18 protein-coding genes are annotated in these 16,648 nt (G+C 68.7%); 6 read left to right on the top strand and 12 right to left on the bottom strand.

What is annotated here, in order from left to right; all coding sequences use genetic code 11:
- Positions 1 to 5: 5 nt before the first annotated feature.
- From galK to clpB, 8 genes are all read right to left on the bottom strand, one after another.
- The gene (gene galK / locus ACPCXD_RS04040; RefSeq protein WP_160876835.1) at positions 6 to 1,127 is read right to left on the bottom strand and encodes a galactokinase; all 1,122 of its coding nucleotides are present in this window, start codon (positions 1,125 to 1,127) and stop codon (positions 6 to 8) included.
- On the bottom strand, positions 1,124 to 2,239 hold the full coding sequence (gene galT / locus ACPCXD_RS04035) for a galactose-1-phosphate uridylyltransferase (protein WP_160876837.1): 1,116 nt from the start codon (positions 2,237 to 2,239) through the stop codon (positions 1,124 to 1,126). The genes galK and galT overlap by 4 nt, the downstream gene beginning before the upstream one ends.
- A gap of 4 nt (positions 2,240 to 2,243) precedes the next feature.
- A complete protein-coding gene (pyrE, locus tag ACPCXD_RS04030; protein WP_016691489.1) occupies positions 2,244 to 2,783 on the bottom strand; it encodes an orotate phosphoribosyltransferase in 540 nt (179 codons plus the stop codon).
- An 86-nt stretch (positions 2,784 to 2,869) separates the two neighbouring features.
- Positions 2,870 to 3,457: a LemA family protein gene (locus ACPCXD_RS04025; RefSeq protein ID WP_423658861.1), complete on the bottom strand. Its 588-nt coding sequence runs from the start codon at positions 3,455 to 3,457 to the stop codon at positions 2,870 to 2,872.
- A gap of 159 nt (positions 3,458 to 3,616) precedes the next feature.
- Positions 3,617 to 4,399, bottom strand: coding sequence for an SDR family NAD(P)-dependent oxidoreductase (locus ACPCXD_RS04020; protein ID WP_016691487.1), 783 nt, complete (start codon positions 4,397 to 4,399; stop codon positions 3,617 to 3,619).
- Positions 4,400 to 4,478: 79 nt separating this feature from the next.
- Entirely contained in the window at positions 4,479 to 5,138 is a 660-nt protein-coding gene (locus ACPCXD_RS04015) for a TtfA family protein (protein WP_145692341.1), read from the bottom strand.
- A gap of 29 nt (positions 5,139 to 5,167) precedes the next feature.
- Entirely contained in the window at positions 5,168 to 6,079 is a 912-nt protein-coding gene (locus ACPCXD_RS04010) for a hypothetical protein (RefSeq protein WP_088898891.1), read from the bottom strand.
- Positions 6,080 to 6,146: 67 nt separating this feature from the next.
- The gene (gene clpB / locus ACPCXD_RS04005; RefSeq protein ID WP_088898890.1) at positions 6,147 to 8,702 is read right to left on the bottom strand and encodes an ATP-dependent chaperone ClpB; all 2,556 of its coding nucleotides are present in this window, start codon (positions 8,700 to 8,702) and stop codon (positions 6,147 to 6,149) included.
- A gap of 270 nt (positions 8,703 to 8,972) precedes the next feature.
- Here clpB and ACPCXD_RS04000 point away from each other — a divergent pair, with 270 nt between their 5' ends.
- Positions 8,973 to 10,133 carry an FAD-binding oxidoreductase gene (locus ACPCXD_RS04000; RefSeq protein WP_088898907.1) on the top strand — a complete coding sequence of 387 codons (1,161 nt, stop codon included), beginning with the start codon at positions 8,973 to 8,975 and terminating at the stop codon, positions 10,131 to 10,133.
- Here the strand turns inward: ACPCXD_RS04000 and ACPCXD_RS03995 are convergent.
- The 3 genes from ACPCXD_RS03995 to ACPCXD_RS03985 all read right to left on the bottom strand — a co-directional run bounded on the left by ACPCXD_RS03995 (position 10,114) and on the right by ACPCXD_RS03985 (position 11,839).
- On the bottom strand, positions 10,114 to 10,680 hold the full coding sequence (locus tag ACPCXD_RS03995) for an ester cyclase (RefSeq protein ID WP_039585569.1): 567 nt from the start codon (positions 10,678 to 10,680) through the stop codon (positions 10,114 to 10,116). The two genes, ACPCXD_RS04000 and ACPCXD_RS03995, sit on opposite strands and share 20 nt — an antisense overlap.
- A gap of 97 nt (positions 10,681 to 10,777) precedes the next feature.
- Positions 10,778 to 11,344 carry a hypothetical protein gene (locus ACPCXD_RS03990; RefSeq protein ID WP_006553007.1) on the bottom strand — a complete coding sequence of 189 codons (567 nt, stop codon included), beginning with the start codon at positions 11,342 to 11,344 and terminating at the stop codon, positions 10,778 to 10,780.
- A gap of 45 nt (positions 11,345 to 11,389) precedes the next feature.
- Positions 11,390 to 11,839 (bottom strand): hypothetical protein, encoded by a 450-nt coding sequence (locus ACPCXD_RS03985; RefSeq protein ID WP_230823317.1) that lies wholly within the window; start codon positions 11,837 to 11,839, stop codon positions 11,390 to 11,392.
- 267 nt (positions 11,840 to 12,106) lie between these two features.
- Between ACPCXD_RS03985 and ACPCXD_RS03980 the strand changes: the two genes are divergently transcribed.
- Genes ACPCXD_RS03980 through ACPCXD_RS03965 form a run of 4 tightly spaced genes read left to right on the top strand, consistent with a single transcriptional unit; the run spans position 12,107 to position 13,998 of the window.
- Positions 12,107 to 12,409 (top strand): hypothetical protein, encoded by a 303-nt coding sequence (locus ACPCXD_RS03980; protein WP_006553010.1) that lies wholly within the window; start codon positions 12,107 to 12,109, stop codon positions 12,407 to 12,409.
- Complete coding sequence (locus ACPCXD_RS03975) at positions 12,406 to 13,107, top strand: hypothetical protein (RefSeq protein WP_006553011.1); 702 nt, start codon at positions 12,406 to 12,408, stop codon at positions 13,105 to 13,107. Before ACPCXD_RS03980 ends, ACPCXD_RS03975 begins: the two co-directional genes overlap by 4 nt.
- A gap of 32 nt (positions 13,108 to 13,139) precedes the next feature.
- Entirely contained in the window at positions 13,140 to 13,418 is a 279-nt protein-coding gene (locus ACPCXD_RS03970; protein WP_059384651.1) for a hypothetical protein, read from the top strand.
- Between the two features lie 55 nt (positions 13,419 to 13,473).
- Entirely contained in the window at positions 13,474 to 13,998 is a 525-nt protein-coding gene (locus tag ACPCXD_RS03965) for an AMIN-like domain-containing (lipo)protein (RefSeq protein ID WP_423658515.1), read from the top strand.
- Positions 13,999 to 14,097: 99 nt separating this feature from the next.
- On the opposite strand, the gene ACPCXD_RS03960 is transcribed toward ACPCXD_RS03965, so the two are convergent.
- Positions 14,098 to 15,651, bottom strand: coding sequence for an AMP-binding protein (locus tag ACPCXD_RS03960; RefSeq protein WP_059384652.1), 1,554 nt, complete (start codon positions 15,649 to 15,651; stop codon positions 14,098 to 14,100).
- A 197-nt stretch (positions 15,652 to 15,848) separates the two neighbouring features.
- On the opposite strand from ACPCXD_RS03960, the gene ACPCXD_RS03955 reads away from it, so the two are divergent.
- On the top strand, positions 15,849 to 16,640 hold the full coding sequence (locus ACPCXD_RS03955) for an FAD-binding oxidoreductase (protein WP_423658513.1): 792 nt from the start codon (positions 15,849 to 15,851) through the stop codon (positions 16,638 to 16,640).
- Positions 16,641 to 16,648 lie beyond the last annotated feature (8 nt).

The raw sequence follows: 16,648 nt of genomic DNA, 5'->3' as shown, positions 1-16,648 counted from the left end.
AGGGGTCAGCAGCGGCGCGCACCGCCGGACGCCGTGGCGCGCAGGAAGGTCGGCGCCGGAAGATCGCGACGTGCAGCGGCGTGGGCGACGGCCTGTCGCACCGGGTCGACGCGGTCGTCCTCGCACAGCGCGATCGCCGACCCGCCGAAACCGCCGCCCACCATCCGGGCGCCGAGTGCACCGGCAGCGACGGCCGCGTCGACGGCGGTGTCGAGTTCGAGGCAGCTGACCTCGAAGTCGTCGCGCAACGAACGGTGCGACGCATCGAGCAGGGGTCCGAGATCCCGGATCCGCCCTGCCCGCAACAACTCCGCGGCCTCCTGAACTCGGGCGATCTCGTCGATCACGTGCCGGGCGCGGCGACGCAGGACGGGATCGTCGATCGGGTCCGCCGACGAGGCGTCGCGCAGGCTCTCCACACCGAGCAGTCGGGTGGCGTCCTCGACCTCACGGCGGCGCTGCCCGTACTGTCCGTCGGCGAGCTCGTGTCCGGTGCCGGTGTCGACGACCAGCACGGTCAGCCCACGGGCTTCCGCGTCGAACGGGATGTGTTCGCTGCTGCCGTCGGCGAAGTCGAGGAGCAGCGCGTGGCCGAGGCGGGCGTGGAGGGCGATCCGCTGGTCGAGCCCACCCGTGGGAGCACCGGCGTAGTCGTTCTCCGCGCGCACGCACGCCGCGGCGAGCCGGTCACGACCGTCGTCGTCGAGGGGCAACCCGGACAGGTCGGCGAGTGCCACCGCGACCGACGTCTCGAGCGCCGCGGACGACGAGAGTCCCGCTCCCACGGGCACGTCCGATGCGACCGCGATGTCCGCGCCGGTGAATCCCGGCGGGTCGAGCGTCCAGATCACGCCGGCGACGTAGGCGGCCCAGCCGTCGACGTGCCGGTCGCGCAGATCGAAGTCGACGCCGTCGAAACCGGAACTGCGCACGCGCAGCAGATGATCGGAGCGGCGACGTACCGCGACGACGGTGACCTGCGGGATCGCCATCGGCAGGCACAGACCCCCGGCATAGTCGACGTGCTCACCGATGAGATTGACACGCCCGGGAGCGCACCAGCAGCCCTCGGGTTCGGTGCCGAACTCGGCCGCGAACAGTGCGCGGGCGGTCGCTGCGAGTGTCATGGCGCCACCTCACGCAGACGTTCGGCGATCCGTTCGGGGGTGGTGTCGCTGATCCACGCGCCCATCGCGGATTCGGATCCGGCGAGATATTTCAGCTTGTCCGGGGCCCGCCGCAACGAAAAGATCTGGCAGAACAGCCGCACGTCCCCGCGAGGTGCACCGACCGGTGCCTGGTGCCAGGCGGCGATGTAGGGGGCGCGGTCGACACCGGGGAAGAACCGGTCGACGCGGCCGAGCAGGTCGCGCTGGACGGCGGCGAGTTCGTCGCGTTCGTGCTCGTCGAGGGCGGCGAGATCCGGGACGTCGCGGTGCGGGACGAGGTGCACCTCGACGGGCCAGCGCGCCGCGGCGGGAACATAGGCCGACCACGCGTCGCCGGAGACCACGAGCCGGGTGCCCGCGCGTCGTTCGGCGTCGAGAATATCGCCCTGCAACGACCTGCCGGTCCGCCCGCGATGCTCGCGGGCGCGGTCGAGCAGGGCCTGTGAGCGCGCCGGGACGAACGGATAGGCGTAGATCTGTCCGTGCGGATGCTGCAGTGTCACACCGATTTCCACACCCCGGTTCTCGAAACAGAAGACCTGCTCGACATCCGGCAGCTGCGACAGCGCGGCGGTGCGGGCGGCGAGCGCATCGATGACGGTGCGCGCCCGGGATACGGAAAGATCGGCGAACCGGGCGTCGTGGTCGGGGGTGAACGCGACGACCTCGCAGCGGCCGGTCGCCGGTCGTCGCGGCCACAGACCCTCGTCGTCGACGAGATCCCCACCGGCCGAGGGCGCCCCGAGCGACGGGAAACGGTTCTCGAACACCACGACGTCGTAGTCGTCGGCCGGGATCTCGGTGCACGCATCGGCCCTGCTCGGACACAGCGGGCAGTCGACGGCCGACGGCAGGAAGGTGCGGTCCATGCGGTGCGCCGCGAAGGTGACCCACTCCCCCGTCAGCGGGTCGCGGCGCATCTCGGAGGTCGCCGCGACCGGCGGCAGGTCGCGGCGGTCGTGGAGGTCGCGGGTCGCGGCACCGGAGACGAACGGCTCGGTGTCGTCGAAGTAGATCAGTTCCCGGCCGTCCGCGAGATGCGTGACGGTCTGCCGGACCCGCGCCTCCACGCGGCTACTTGTCGTCCAGACCCAGGTCGGCGAGGCCGAGCAGGGAACGGTACTCGACGCCCTCGGCGGCGATGACCTCGTCGGCGCCGGTCGCGCGGTCGACGACGGTCGCGACACCCACGACAATGGCGCCGGCCTCGCGCAGCGCCTTGACGGCGGTGAGCGGCGAGTTGCCGGTGGTGGTGGTGTCCTCGACGACGAGCACACGCTTGCCGGTGACATCCGGTCCCTCGATCTGCCGCTGCATGCCGTGGGCCTTGGCGGCCTTGCGGACGACGAAGGCGTCGATGGGCCGGCCGGGGGCGTGCATCACGGCGAGAGCGACGGGGTCGGCACCCATGGTCAGGCCACCGACGGCGTCGAAGTCCCAGTCGGAGACGAGTTCGCGCAGGAGCTTGCCGATGAGCGGGCCGGCCTTGTGGTGCAGGGTCGCGCGGCGCAGGTCGACGTAGTAGTCGGCTTCCTTACCGGACGACAGGGTCACGCGGCCGTGTACCACCGCCAGCTCGCGTACCAGTGCTGCCAGTTCGTCGCGGTCACTCATTGCGTCCTCACCCGTCGTTCGGCGGCGCGACGCCGGTGCGGTCGCGCTCGTGTCGGGGAACGAGCCTAGTCGCTGCGGATCGCAGGTCAGGCAGCGACGGTGTCGGAGGTCGCCTCGGACTCCGGCCGGACGTCGCTCTCGACGATCTCCGCCTCGACGGTATCGGGCTTCCGCGCCGGTTCGGATGCGGCGACGGGCGCGGGCGCCTCGAACAGCACGACCGGTCCGACGGCCGCGAGCTTCGCGAACAGCGAGGTGGGGAATCGGCCGACCGCGGTGTTCAGGACGCCGCCGAGGTCGTTGTGCACGCGGACGGCGCCGGCGATGCGCTGCTCGCGGGTCTGCAGTTCCCGGGCAACCCGGATGAACGGCCAATGGTTGACCCCTTCGAGTCCACCGATCAGCTCGTGGAGCGTCGCGGACAGCGCGTTCTCGGCGCCGGCGCGTTCGGTGAGCCCGAGACGCTGGTCGCGCATGCCGATGGCCAGCGACCGGGCGCCGACGACGGGCCGGATGCGCTCACGTTCGACACCGGCACCGGCCGACGCCGCGATGAGCGCGGGCACGAGATCGTAGCGGTCGTCGAGTTCGTGGAGGAGCAGGCGCAGGCTCTCCCGGTGGCGTTGCTGCAACGTCCGAACACGGCGCACGCCTGTACGCAACCACAGCACCACCGCAACCACGACAGCAACACAGAGCACCACAGCCACAGACGTCACGCGCAGAAATGTACCGAGCGCACGAATCGCGTCGAAGACTGCACCCGGCGTGTCCTACACGGTGTATCCGTACCGTGATCTGGCAACACCCGCCGTCAGTTCGTCCGGCGACGATCAGGTGCGGCCGCGACCGTTGCCGAAGGTGTTGGTCAGCTTCCGCACGAGGTTCTGCGGCACCAGTCGTCCCGCCGTGGCGAGCACCTTGTACTGCAGCCCGGGGATGCTGCGGACCTTGCCCTTGTCGAGGTCGGCGAGCGAGGTGCGCACCACCTGGTCGACGTCGAGCCACATCAGGTTCGGGGTGGACGACATGTCGATCCCGGCGCGCTGATGGAACTCGGTGCGTACGAAGCCGGGGCACAGTGCCTGCACCCGTACGCCCGTGCCGGCGAGACCGCCCGCCAGTCCTTCCGTGAACGACACGACATAGGCCTTGCTGCCGGAGTAGGTGGAACCGCGCCCGGGCAGCAGACCGGCCACGCTCGCGACGTTGACGATGTCGCCCCGGCCCGCCTCGATCATCGACGGGAGCGCGGCACGGGTGAACGCGACGACCGAGGTGACGTTGACGTCGAGCTGCGCCTGCAGCAGCGCCGGATCGGCGGTCCAGAACTCGCCGGTCGTGCCGAAGCCGGCGTTGTTGACGAGCATGTCGACGCCGCGACCGAGTCGCTCGACGACGAGATCGCGACCGTCGGCGCTCGCCAGGTCGGCGACGATGATCTCCGATGCCGCCCCGAACTTCTGCTTCAGCTCGGCGGCGAGTTCGTCGAGGGCGGGACGGGTGCGGGCGACGAGCACGAGGTCGTAACCGCGACTCGCGAGGGTGCGGGCGAAACCCGCACCGATTCCCGAGGTGGGGCCGGTCACGAGCGCGACGGGGCGGGCGGAAGTCATGGCCGCCACACTAACGACACGCGACGCGCGCGACCACCTCTCGAGGATCTACCTCAGTGACAATTCTCGGCGTTCCGCCTCAGTGACGGGCGGAGGGCCGTCCCGGATCCTGCGACCCCCGGTCGAGTTCCTCGGGTTCGACGACGGGCGGCAGCACGTGGAGGATGCCCGACAAACGCGCGACGGTCTCGATGGCCGAGTCCCATTCGCGTCCGGAGCTGCCGACGGGGATCGAGCCGAGCGTCCACTCGCCTTCGCTCCACAGCATCTGCACGTGGTCGGGGATGGACTCGGTGAACGCGACCATCCGCTGGTCGCACACGCGTCGCGCGATCTCGAGGTCGGTGGCGAAGACGATGCGCGGGCCGATCGAACCGAGCAGGTTCATGTCGGGGTCCTTCGGCGGCGGCGTCGACTTGAGCCGCAGATCGATGTCGACGTCGGAGCCGACCTTGCGCCGGACCGCGACGATCGTCGCGGTCTCCTCGATGTCGAACAGGACGAACTCCTCGCCGCGGCGAACCCCACGGACGATGTCGATCGCGCCGAGATATTCCTGCTTGGCGAGCGCCGCGCGGTGCCAGGTGGACGGCAGGTGGTCCTCGGCGGAGGTGTACTTGTAGCCCTGCGCCTTGGCCCAGATCTCCCGGATACGACCCGACTGCTCTCGCCGCGTCCGGTCGACGTAGAGCAGCGCGACCGCACCCAGCAGTGCGACCGCGGCCAGAGAGAACCACATGACAGTCATCGTCGAGTCAGCCTAGCGGGTCAGCGGCCCGAACCACCGAAGGATGGGAGGGACGCGCTGACGACGGTCTCGGCGGTCATCCGTCCCTGCTCGACGGCACTGCCGGTCGCCACGGCGGTCGCTCCGACCTCGAGGCTGTCGGCGGTGTTGCCGGTCAGGGTGATGATCTCGGTGTCGGGGGTGAGGACGACGGTGACCGTCGAACCACCGATGACGCCGAGGGTGATGCTGCCGCCGTCGTTCGCGGTGATCGTGCCCACGACCGCGCCCGCGTCGCCCATGACCTCGCCGAGTCCGCCGGGGATCCGGTCGAGCGGCAGTCCCGGTGTGGTCGGTTCGGGTGCCGGCGGGAGAGTCGCCGTCGGCGGGGGCGCGACGGTGGCCGGGGCGCGATCCGACGCGACCCGCGAGGTGGAGTCGTCGGGCCGGCTGAGCAGGAACCCGATGGTGCCGCCGAGCGCGATGAGGACCACCGCGGCGAGCGCGATCAGTCCCCAGCGCGGGCCGCGCGGCTTCCCGGCATCCGCGCCGGGTACCGGACCCGTGGGTGGCTGCCCGGGGATTCCGTGCCCCGGCGTTCCCGGTCCCGGGTTCATCGCCGTCTGCGGGTTACCGGGGTCGTATCCGGGGAGCACCTGTGTGGGCTGATAGCCGTGCGGGGGCGGGTAGCCCGGCCGAGGCGGATACGGCTGTTGCAACGAAGGACCCTGGGGGGAGGGATAGGCCTGGGTGGGCTGGTACTCGCTCCCCTGCGCGCCCCACTGCTCGTAGCGGGTGTACGCCACCGTCGGGTTGGTGACCGGCCGCCCGTACGCCTCGGTCGGGTCGTCGGTGTGCAGCACGCGGGTCGCGTCGTCGTCCGTCCCGTTCGACGACTCGTCGAGTGCGTAGGCCCGTTCCTGCGGGGTGCGCGGATCCTGGGGATTCGTCATAACGCCTTCCAGAGTAGGCGCGCGCGGCCCCGGCGGCTCCTGCCACCGAGACCGCGCACGGGTGCCGTCAGGCGCTGATCACGAGGTGATCGCCGTCCTCGCTGACGCCCACGTGGACGGTGTCTCCGTCCTTGATCTCACCGGCGAGCAGCTTCTTGGCGAGCTGGTCGCCGACCGCCTGCTGGATCAGGCGGCGCAACGGACGTGCACCGTACTGCGGGTCGTAGCCGCGTACCGCCAGCCAGAACCGCGCGGTGTTCGAGACGTCCAACGTCAGTCGCCGTGCCGACATGCGGTCGGCGAACTGGTCGAGCTGGATGTCGACGATCTTCTCGAGCTGCTCCTCCGAGAGCGGGTCGAAGATCACGACGTCGTCGAGCCGGTTGATGAACTCCGGCTTGAACGCCGCCCGCACCGCCGCCATGATGTGCTCCCGATCGCCACCCGCACCGAGGTTCGACGTGAGGATCAGGATGGTGTTGCGGAAGTCGACCGTGCGCCCCTGGCCGTCGGTGAGACGACCGTCGTCGAGCACCTGCAGCAGCGTGTCGAAGACGTCCGGGTGGGCCTTCTCGACCTCGTCGAACAGCACCACCGTGTAGGGGCGGCGCCGCACGGCCTCGGTCAGCTGACCGCCGGCCTCGTAGCCGACGTAGCCCGGAGGCGCACCGACGAGGCGTGCCACCGAGTGCTTCTCGCTGTACTCGGACATGTCGATCCGCACCATGGCGCGTTCGTCGTCGAACAGGAAGTCGGCGAGCGCCTTCGCCAGCTCCGTCTTGCCGACACCGGTCGGGCCGAGGAACAGGAAGGACCCTGTCGGACGGTTCGGGTCGGCGACACCGGCACGTGCACGACGCACCGCGTCGGAGACGGCCTGCACCGCGACGTCCTGGCCGACGACCCGCTTGCGCAGTTCGTCCTCCATCCGCAGCAACTTGGCGGTCTCGCCCTCGAGCATGCGGCCGGCGGGGATGCCGGTCCATGCCGCGACGACGTCGGCGACGTCGTCCGGGCCGACCTCCTCCTTGAGCATCAGGTCGCCACCGGCGGTGGTACCCGACGCGGCGGCTGCCGCCTCGAGCTTCTTCTCCAGCTCGGGGATGCGGCCGTAGCGCAGCTCGGCGGCCTTGCCGAGGTCGCCGTCGCGTTCGGCGCGTTCCTCCTCACCGCGCAGGGATTCGAGCTGTTCCTTGATCTCCCGCACGGAGTCGATCGCGGTCTTCTCGTTCTGCCAGCGCGTGGTGAGCTGGTTGAGCTTCTCCCGCTCGTCGGCGAGTTCGGCGCGCAGCTTCTCGAGGCGTTCCTTCGAGGCCTCGTCGCTCTCCTTCTGCAACGCCATCTCCTCGATCTCGAGGCGACGGACGATGCGTTCGACGGTGTCGATCTCCTCGGGACGCGAGTCGATCTCCATCCGCAGGCGCGAGGCCGCCTCGTCGACGAGGTCGATGGCCTTGTCGGGCAGGAAGCGCGAGGTGATGTACCGGTCGGACAGCGTCGCCGCCGCGACGAGCGCGGAGTCGGTGATGCGCACGCCGTGGTGCACCTCGTAGCGCTCCTTGAGGCCGCGCAGGATGCCGACGGTGTCCTCGACACTCGGCTCCCCCACCAGAACCTGCTGGAAGCGGCGTTCGAGGGCCGCGTCCTTCTCGATGTACTTGCGGTACTCGTCGAGGGTTGTGGCACCGACCAGCCGCAGCTCACCGCGGGCGAGCATCGGCTTGATCATGTTGCCGGCGTCCATCGCCGACTCGCCGGTCGCGCCGGCACCGACGATGGTGTGGAGCTCGTCGATGAAGGTGATGATCTGCCCGGCCGATTCCTTGATCTCGTCGAGCACGGCCTTGAGGCGTTCCTCGAACTCGCCGCGGTACTTCGCGCCCGCGACCATCGAGCCGAGGTCGAGGGAGATGACGGTCTTGCCGCGCAGCGACTCGGGGACGTCCCCGGCGACGATGCGCTGAGCGAGGCCCTCGACGATGGCGGTCTTGCCGACACCCGGCTCACCGATGAGGACCGGGTTGTTCTTGGTCCTGCGGGAGAGCACCTGGACGACACGGCGGATCTCGTTGTCGCGACCGATGACCGGGTCGAGCTTGCCTTCGCGCGCCCGCGCCGTCAGATCGGTGGAGTACTTCTCCAGGGCCTGATAGCTGGCCTCGGGATCGGCGGAGGTCACGCGGCGGTTGCCGCGGACGGTCGTGAAGGCGTCGCGCAGGGCGGCCGGCGTCGCGCCGTGCCCGGCGAGGAGCTTCGCGACGTCGGAGTCGCCACCGGCGAGGCCGACGAGGACATGCTCGGTGGAGACGAATTCGTCGGTGAGTTCGGTGGCGAGTTTCTGCGCCGCGGTCATGGCCGCAATCGCCTCACGCCCGAGCTGTGGCGTGGTGGTCGCACCACTGGTCTGCGGAAGGCGACGGACGAGGTCCTCGGCTTCCCTGCGGACCGCGGCCGGGTCGACGCCCACCGCTTCGAGCAGCGGGCCGGCGATGCCGTCGGTCTGGTCGAGCAGTGCCACGAGCAGGTGTGCCGGACGGATCTCCGGGTTGCCCGCAGCGGACGCCGACTGAAGTGCGGCGGTGAGTGCGGCCTGGGTCTTGGTCGTCGGATTGAACGAGTCCACTGCGCGCCCCTTTCTTTCTCGGTGCACTCCACGCGCAGGCGAGTGCCCCATGTCGATTCTGCAGCCGATTCCCTGCATCGGGCAGGTCTCGGTGATGTCGAATTCTTCAACGGATCGTAAGTTGAGTTTGTTCCACTCAACTTTCCTGAGTGTAGTGACTCTGATCACAAACCGCTCGCAGGTTGTGACGGACCCGGCGGTCAGTGGCCGGGCGCCCTGCAACCGACTACAGTGGCGGCGTTCGCGCAGCACGGATACAGGGAGGATGGCGTGGAGGCTTTCGCCATCGCCCGGGTTCAGCTCAGCTTCGCGTCGATCATCGCCACCCCCACCGGAGCCGAACGGTTCGCGACGGCGTTCTACACCGCCATGTGGAGCGAGTCCACCGGCATCCGCTCACTGTTCCCCGCCGGCATGGAGTCGATGCGGCAGCGTTTCGCGACCGCGGTCGGCTGGGTCGTCGCCCGCCTCCACGAGCCGGGCACCGTCGACAGGTTCCTCGCCCAGCTCGCGCGCGACCACCGGAAGTACGGGGTCGAGCCGCTGCACTACCGCGTCGCGGGCAACGCACTGCTCGCCGCGGTCCGCGAATGCACTCCCCTGATCCTGTGGACGGCCGCGCTCGAACGCACATGGGCCGAGGTCGTCGACGGGGTCGTCGAGACGATGGCGACCGCCGCGGCCACCGACGACCTGCCCGCCTCGTGGGGCGCCACCGTCGTCGGCCACGAACGCGTGCTCCCCGATCTGGCGATCATCCGGCTCGAGGCCGACAGCCCGATCCCCTACTACGCGGGCCAGTACATGAGCGTGCAGATCCCGCAGCGCCCGCACATGTGGCGGTACCTGTCCGCTGCGATTCCCCCGAATCCGTACGGGCAGATCGAATTCCATGTCCGCCGGGTCTCCACCGGATGGGTGAGCCCCGCGCTCGTCGGCGAGACCGCCGTCGGTGACCGATGGACGATCGGCCCACCGCTCGGCGGCCTGCACGTCGACCGTGAGAGCGGCCAGGACGTGCTGATGATCGCGTCCGGCACCGGCCTCGCGCCGATGCGCGCCCAGATCATGGAGATGGCGATGCGCGGCGACAACCCGCGCGTCCACCTGTTCTACGGCGGCAAGTATCCGTGCGATCTGTACGACCTCGAGACGCTGTGGCAGATCGCCACGACCAACCCATGGCTGACCATCGTGCCGGTGCTCGAGGAGAAGGAGAACCCTTGGTGGCACCCGGTTCCCGTGAAGGAACCGCCCACCGGCCTCAACCGGCCGATGTACGGCAAGCTCGGTAAGGTCGCCGGGCAGTTCGGCCCGTGGGCCGACCGTCAGATCCAGATCGCCGGGTCGCCGTCGATGATCCGCACGACGCTGTACGCGCTGTCGGCAGCGGGAACGCCGCGTCAGAACATCAGCTTCGACCCGCTCTGATCTGCTTGCGCAGCTTCCGTGCTGCGAGAACGTTCCGCGTCAGCGAGATGGGGTTCGGTGGCACCCATCCGGCCTGCTTCGCCATTCCGAGATCGTCGCGTACGGCCCAGTGCTCGACCACCTTGCCGTCGGCCACCCGCAGCCAATGGGTCTGCCGCACCGAGAACCGCTTCCCCGTGGGCGCGAACACCTGATCGACGCGCCCGTACTCGTCGTAGGTCACGAACGGACCTTCGTGCCGGGCCGACATGACGGAGTCGACGACGACGAGACCGTCCTCCTCCACGACGTGCCTCACCTCGAACCTCAGGTCCGCGAAGGCCTCGCGCAACCACAGTGCAGTCGCGAAGAAACCCTCGGGCCCCGGCGCTCTCGCGGCCGGCGGTTCGTCCTTCGCCTCGTGGTTGACCGCATCGGCGGACACCACCTCCTCGAAGACGCTGCGGTCACCGTCGACCATGATCATCATGGACCGCACGGCGAGAGCCCTCTTCTCCTCCGAACCGAGTTCCGAGGTGGACGCCGGAGTGGAATGTTCGATCTTCACGGCACTCTCCTGCCTGTGAAACGAGACGATCGACCCCCGGTTCGAGTATGAACCGGCCGGTCGGGAAGTCAACGCCGCAGGAGAAGGGAAACGGTGGCTACATCCGCTGCGCCGCGACCGCCCGCGCGAACTCCGGATGCGCCTGCGAGATGACGAGTTCCGAACCGTCCTCGGCCACGGACATTCCCAGCGACGCCCGCTTCGGTTCGAGCACCCGCAGGGCGACGTAGATCGGGAGGAACGACAGACCGAAGACACTGAGCAGCGCGAGACCGTAGATCTTGGGAGCGCCCTGCACGAGCGCGAACACCAGCGCGAGGAAGATGACGCCGAGGACCGTGCAGGTCGCGGCGGCGGCGATCTGCCACCGCGTGCGGACGGCGACGCAGCGAGCGCACACAGGCCAGTCCACCGCGGCGACCTGCACCGTGTAGGCGGCCTCGAGCGCCGAACCGAACCGGTTCGATCCCTGGCGGGGCTCCGACGCGTCGGCCGCGACCGTCACCCGGACACGTCCGGTCTCGGGCTCTCCGTGGCGCGGGCAGATCGGGGGGATGGGATCGATCGGTCGCATCGAACCGTCTCCGAGCGTGCTCGTCGCTCCCGAGCCCGGATACTCGACTGCCAACCGCACCTCGACCCGCTGGGCGTCCCCGTTCACCATGCGAGGGAGTATGTCAGGCCGCACTCCCCGGTGAAAGCCGAGGATCTATCGGCCGCGTCGCCTCTCCGTCTCGGCCACGAAATTCGGGTGGGCGTACGCGACAACGAGGGCCGACCCGTCGATCGGAGCCTCGAAACCCCACCAGCCCTGACGCATCTGTCTGACGAAGATCGCCGGGGTCGGAACGAGAATGGCACCGAACACCAGCAGTGTCGCCACGCCGGGATGTTCACGCCCCAACCCGATGATCGCCATATTCACCACGGCGAGCAGACAGAACAACCCGGCAAACAGGAACAACTTGATCGCCCATCGCGCCACCCGATCCACCCGCACACAGTGCGCACACATCGGCACGTCGAACGAGATGTGGCGCGGTACGTGCTGTGCGCGGGCGCGCCAGGTGCTCGCCTGAGCTCCGGCCTCGGTGCCGAGGATCCGAATTTGACCACGGGTGTGCCGAACCTTCCGGCTCGTGGTGACCCATGTCCTCACTCGTTCGATCTCCGGCACACCGTGCACGGGACACAAGGGCGGAAGTGGATCCTTCACGGTCAGCAGGGGGTTCGATGCTCCATCCGGCGCCGACTTCACGTCGTCGCGGCACTTCAACTCGAAACGCACATGTGCACGGTCCGATTTCGTGATCCCCCCATGTTTCACGCCGAGCACTGTAGCGGGCCGTCTGGAGGCGCGTCGCCATGCCCTACACTCTCGTCCGATCACGACAGGGGGGATGTCTTGACACAACCGTATCTACACGTGGATCCCGACGATCTGCGCACAGCGGCACGCGATCTGCAGGATCTGGCCGATCAGGCCGACAGCGCGCGCCGCTACGTAGACCGATGGCTGACGGCACCCGAGATCGGGGGGTTCGTCTTCCTCGACGTCGCCGAGCGTGTGCATACCGTCCGCTCCCGGCTGACCTCGCTCTACGGGGAACTGGGCGTGGCCACCGACCGGGCTGCGACGGCGATGACCGAATCCGCACGGACGTACGAGGACACCGAAGTCGCCACTTCGACACAGTTCGAGCGCACGAACCCGGACGTCGGCTGGTGAGCGCCCGTCCCGATGAAGCGCTTGTCGAACCCACCGCCTCCGATCCCATACCGGACCTGCTCGAACGCACCCTCGGCTTGTACTACCTCTCCCCGAGCTTCTACGTCGCCGAACTGTGCAAGTTCGTGGTGGGTACCGATCCGTGGGCATGGGCTGCCCAGTACTACGCCGGGGATTGGGCGACAGTGCTGCGCGCGAGCGATGCTGTCGACAGACTCGCCACCTTCCACCGCGAGTACGCGACCGCCGTCGAGGAGGTCCACGGCACGGTCGCCCCCTGGAGTGGGTCGGCCGCACACGCCGCAGGGTTGTACCTCACCGATCTCGCGGCCGTTCTCGACGAGCAGGCGCAGGCCGTCCACGGCATCGGTAGGCAACTCGAACAGGTAGCCCTGGCCATGTACGAACTGAACCAGGCCTTCGCCGAAATTCTCTCCGTCATAACGGATGCCGCAATCATCGCCCTCGTCAAGTGGGCCGCGGCGGGTGTCGTCGGCGCGACCGGGGTCGGCGCCATCGCCTCCGTGGTGGTGGCGGGCACCTCACTGCGGGAACTCAAGCTCATCGCCGATTCGTGGAGCCGAGCGATGAGCATCCACACCGCCGTATGGACGACCGTCCAGGGATCCATGGGATTGCTCGTCGGTCACCTCACACAGATCGAGAACATCGAGATCCCCACCCTCCCCGCAGTCTAAGCACCACGGTGCCGCACAGGAATCGAGAAGACATGGACGAACCCGAGATCGTCGTCGACGTCGCGCGCGGCGATGCCACCCTGTCCCGCGAGATCGTCACGTCATTGCGGTCGATCGCCGACGCCACGGGCGACCCGGCCTTCGCGAAGCTCGTCGAGCAGGTGACGTCGGGTGAGCTGGGGGTGCGGGAACTCGCCGGTACAGAAGTGTTCTCGTCGATGCTCGACCGTCTGGTCGCCCCGGTCCTCGAGTCGCTGAAGGAGACGACCTTCGAGGATCTCGTCGAGGAGCGTCCCGACCCTCATATGTAACGCAGATCACACTTCTTGCGATGATCCATCATCAGCCACACACAGAGGAACGGACATGAGCAGGATTCACGTGTGGCTCGCGATGATCGTCGTCATCGCGGGGATCGGGCTGACGGGCCCGACCGCGTCGGCCGCAACGCCCTCTTGCGGCATCCACTGGGGTTCGCTGGACAAGGTGAACCCGACGATGGTCGCCTCACCGTTCACCGCCGTGCGAGCGGGACGGCACGAGTGCTTCGACCGGATCGTCGTCGATCTCGCCGGACCGGCCGCGGGGTACCGCGTCGGCTACGTCCCCGCCGTCCACGAGGACGGATCCGGGTTCGAGGTTCCGCTGCGCGGAGGCGCCTACCTCCAGGTGGTCGTCCTCGCGCCCGCCTACTACGTACCGGCGAACCGGCGCGAGGTCGTCGACGTGAGCGGATACCGCACCCTGCGACAGGTGGCGTGGGCCAACAGTTTCGAAGGCCAGACCACCCTCGGTGTCGGGGTACGGGCCCGGCTGCCGTTCCGGGTGTTCACCCTCGACGGTCCCGGTAGCGGTTCGCGGGTGGTGCTGGACGTCGCGCACCAGTGGTGAGGCAGGACAGCGGCATTCCGAATCCACGAGTCCTGGTGACAAACAGCCGGCCCCGGCAACCACGACCGGTTGCCGGGACCGACTGCCACGCGAACGGGGTCAGCGATAGGACGCCCGCAGCGTCTTCTTGTCGAGCTTGCCCAGCGGCGTCAGCGGCAGCGCGTCGAGGAAGTCGACCGACTTGGGCGCGTGCACCGAACCCTTTGCGGCACGCACCTTCTCGATCAGTTCCTCGGCCGGCACCGACTGACCGTCGCGCAGCACGACACACGCCTTGACGGCCTCGCCCCACTTGGTATCCGGCACACCGACGACGGCCACCGACGCGACCGCCGGGTGCGACGAGATGACGTCCTCGATCTCGCGGGGGAAGACGTTGAAGCCTCCGGTGACGATCATGTCCTTCTTGCGGTCGACGATCGTCATGAAGCCGTTCTTGTCGGCGCGCGCGACGTCACCCGTGTGCAGCCATCCGCCGCGCAGCGCCTCGGCGGTCTCCTCCGGCTTGTTCAGATAGCCCTTCATCACCAGCGGGCCGCGCACACAGATCTCGCCGAGTTCGCCCTGCGGCACCTCGTTCAGGTCGTCGTCGAGCAGACGGACGTCGAGCCACGGCACGGGGCGACCACACGACGCGAGGCGGCTCGGATCGTCGGGGAGGTGTTCTTCCTTGCGCAGCACCGAGATGGTCATGCCGCATTCGGACTGGCCGTAGAACTGGAAGAAGACCGGGCCGAGCCGCTCGATCCCTTCGCGCAGGCGGGACGGCGACATCGCCGACGCACCGTAGAACAGGGTCTCGAGGCTCGACAGGTCGCGGCTGTCGAAATCGGGATGGTCGAGCAGCATGTAGATCATCGTCGGCACGAGCATGGTCGCGTTGATGCGATGCTTCTCGATCGCTTCGAGCACGAGCGCAGGATCGAAGTGCGGCAGCACGTAGAGGCATCCGCCGCGCAGGAGCGTGGGGACGAAGAACGCCGCACCCGCGTGCGAGAGCGGGGTGCACACGAGGAAGCGCGGCTGCTCGGGCCACTGCCACTCGGCCATCTGGATCTGATTCAGGGCCGCGCCCGAACGGAACGAGCCCATCACGCCCTTCGGCTTCCCGGTGGTGCCGCCGGTGTAGACGATGGACGAGGTGTCCTCGATGTCGACAGGCGCGGACACGAGGCGCTGCTCGGTGAACTCCTCGGACAGGGCGAGGATGTCGGTGCCCACCGAGGACGGGCCGAGGGAGAACAGGTTCTTCAGGGTCGGCACCTGCTCGCGCAGCTCCGCGGCGCGTTCCTCGAAGTGGCGGGGATCGAAGATCAGGGTCTCGATCTCGGCGTCGGTCGAGATGTACTGGTGGTCGGAGAGCGAGCCCATGGGGTTCAGGGCCGTGTTGCGGCAGCCGGCGACCATCGTGGCGCCCATCGAGATGAGCACCTCGGGCCGGTTCTTGGACAGCATCGCCACCGCCGATCCCTGCCCGACCCCGACGGACGCGAGTGCCTGCTGGAACCGGCTGATGGCAGCGCGCATCTCGGCTCCGGTGAGGACGACGTCACCGAGGTGCAGGGCGGGCCGGTCGGCGCTGCGGTCGAGCGCGGTGATGAGGAGATCGGGCGTGAATGCGGGGCGGTAGAGGTCGGCGTACTCCTCGGGCATGGTCGTCCTTCCGGTGTGCTGTGACGGTCCGTTGTGTGACGTCACCGGTCGGCGTTCTCCGCTGTGGTGACCATCACCTGCCGTTCGTCACGATAACCTCTCGATGCCGAAAACTGAAACACGTTCCACTCTGCCTTTTCGCCGATTTCTCGCCTAGAGTCTTGGGCACGTCACAGCACACCACCGGGGGATCACGCATGCAGTCGGCCACGCCGTCACCGAGCGAGACCGAAACGGCAGTCACCGCAACCGTCGTCGAACATCATCGGCTCCGGCACGACCTCGTCGTCGTGCGTCTCGAATGCGACGACGCGATCGTCGATTTCCGCCCCGGGCAGTACGTCGACGTGGCCGTGCCGCAACGTCCCACGCTGCCGCGTCGCCTCTCCCCCGCGCTGCCACCGTCGCTGGACGGCAAGCTCGAGTTCCACGTGCGCACGGTCCCGGGTGGCTGGGTGAGCGGCGCGATCGTCGCCGACACCCAACCGGGCGACATGTGGCAGATCGGCGCCGCCCGCGGCGGCGACCTCCACATCGACGACACCGGCCGCATCGTCATCATGGTGGCCGGCGGCACGGGCCTCGCGCCGCTGCGGTCGTTGATCCTCGACACGGCGCGTCGCCCGGATCCGCCCCGCACCTTCCTGTTCACGGGCGCCCGCAACCCGCGCGACCTGTACGCCGCCGACATGCTCATGCTCCTGTCGGAGGCGCTGCCGTGGCTGACGGTGGTGCCGGTCGTGGAGACCCTCGAGATCCCCGACATCCCCGACCCCTGGTTCGATCGCATCGCCCCGCGCATCGACGAGTTCGGACCCGACCCCGACGAACTGCTCGAGGGCAGCGTCGACGAGGTCGTCACGTCCTACGGTGCGTTCGGCGACCACCAGGTGCTCGTGTGCGGCCCGGCGGCCATGGTGCGCACCACCGCTCAGCGGCTGATCGAGACCGGTACCCCGGTCGAGAACATCCGCTACGACCCGTACTGAGTGCCCCG

Source organism: Rhodococcus sp. AB351 (genome assembly GCF_049538275.1).
In the GTDB taxonomy this organism is placed as follows: Bacteria; Actinomycetota; Actinomycetes; order Mycobacteriales; family Mycobacteriaceae; genus Rhodococcus.
This window is presented reverse-complemented; position numbering and strand designations above follow the sequence as displayed.

Bases quoted from the DNA above. Each gene is read 5' to 3' on its own strand.
- ACPCXD_RS03955 (WP_423658513.1), top strand. From the start codon at position 15,849: ATGCAGTCGGCCACGCCGTCACCGAGCGAGACCGAAACGGCAGTCACC.
- ACPCXD_RS04020 (WP_016691487.1), bottom strand. From the start codon at position 4,399: ATGACTTCCGCCCGCCCCGTCGCGCTCGTGACCGGCCCCACCTCGGGA.
- galK (WP_160876835.1), bottom strand. From the start codon at position 1,127: ATGACACTCGCAGCGACCGCCCGCGCACTGTTCGCGGCCGAGTTCGGC.
- pyrE (WP_016691489.1), bottom strand. From the start codon at position 2,783: ATGAGTGACCGCGACGAACTGGCAGCACTGGTACGCGAGCTGGCGGTG.
- ACPCXD_RS03960 (WP_059384652.1), bottom strand. From the start codon at position 15,651: ATGCCCGAGGAGTACGCCGACCTCTACCGCCCCGCATTCACGCCCGAT.
- ACPCXD_RS03990 (WP_006553007.1), bottom strand. From the start codon at position 11,344: ATGGTGAACGGGGACGCCCAGCGGGTCGAGGTGCGGTTGGCAGTCGAG.
- ACPCXD_RS04010 (WP_088898891.1), bottom strand. From the start codon at position 6,079: ATGACGAATCCCCAGGATCCGCGCACCCCGCAGGAACGGGCCTACGCA.
- ACPCXD_RS04015 (WP_145692341.1), bottom strand. From the start codon at position 5,138: ATGTGGTTCTCTCTGGCCGCGGTCGCACTGCTGGGTGCGGTCGCGCTG.
- ACPCXD_RS03970 (WP_059384651.1), top strand. From the start codon at position 13,140: ATGGACGAACCCGAGATCGTCGTCGACGTCGCGCGCGGCGATGCCACC.
- ACPCXD_RS03965 (WP_423658515.1), top strand. From the start codon at position 13,474: ATGAGCAGGATTCACGTGTGGCTCGCGATGATCGTCGTCATCGCGGGG.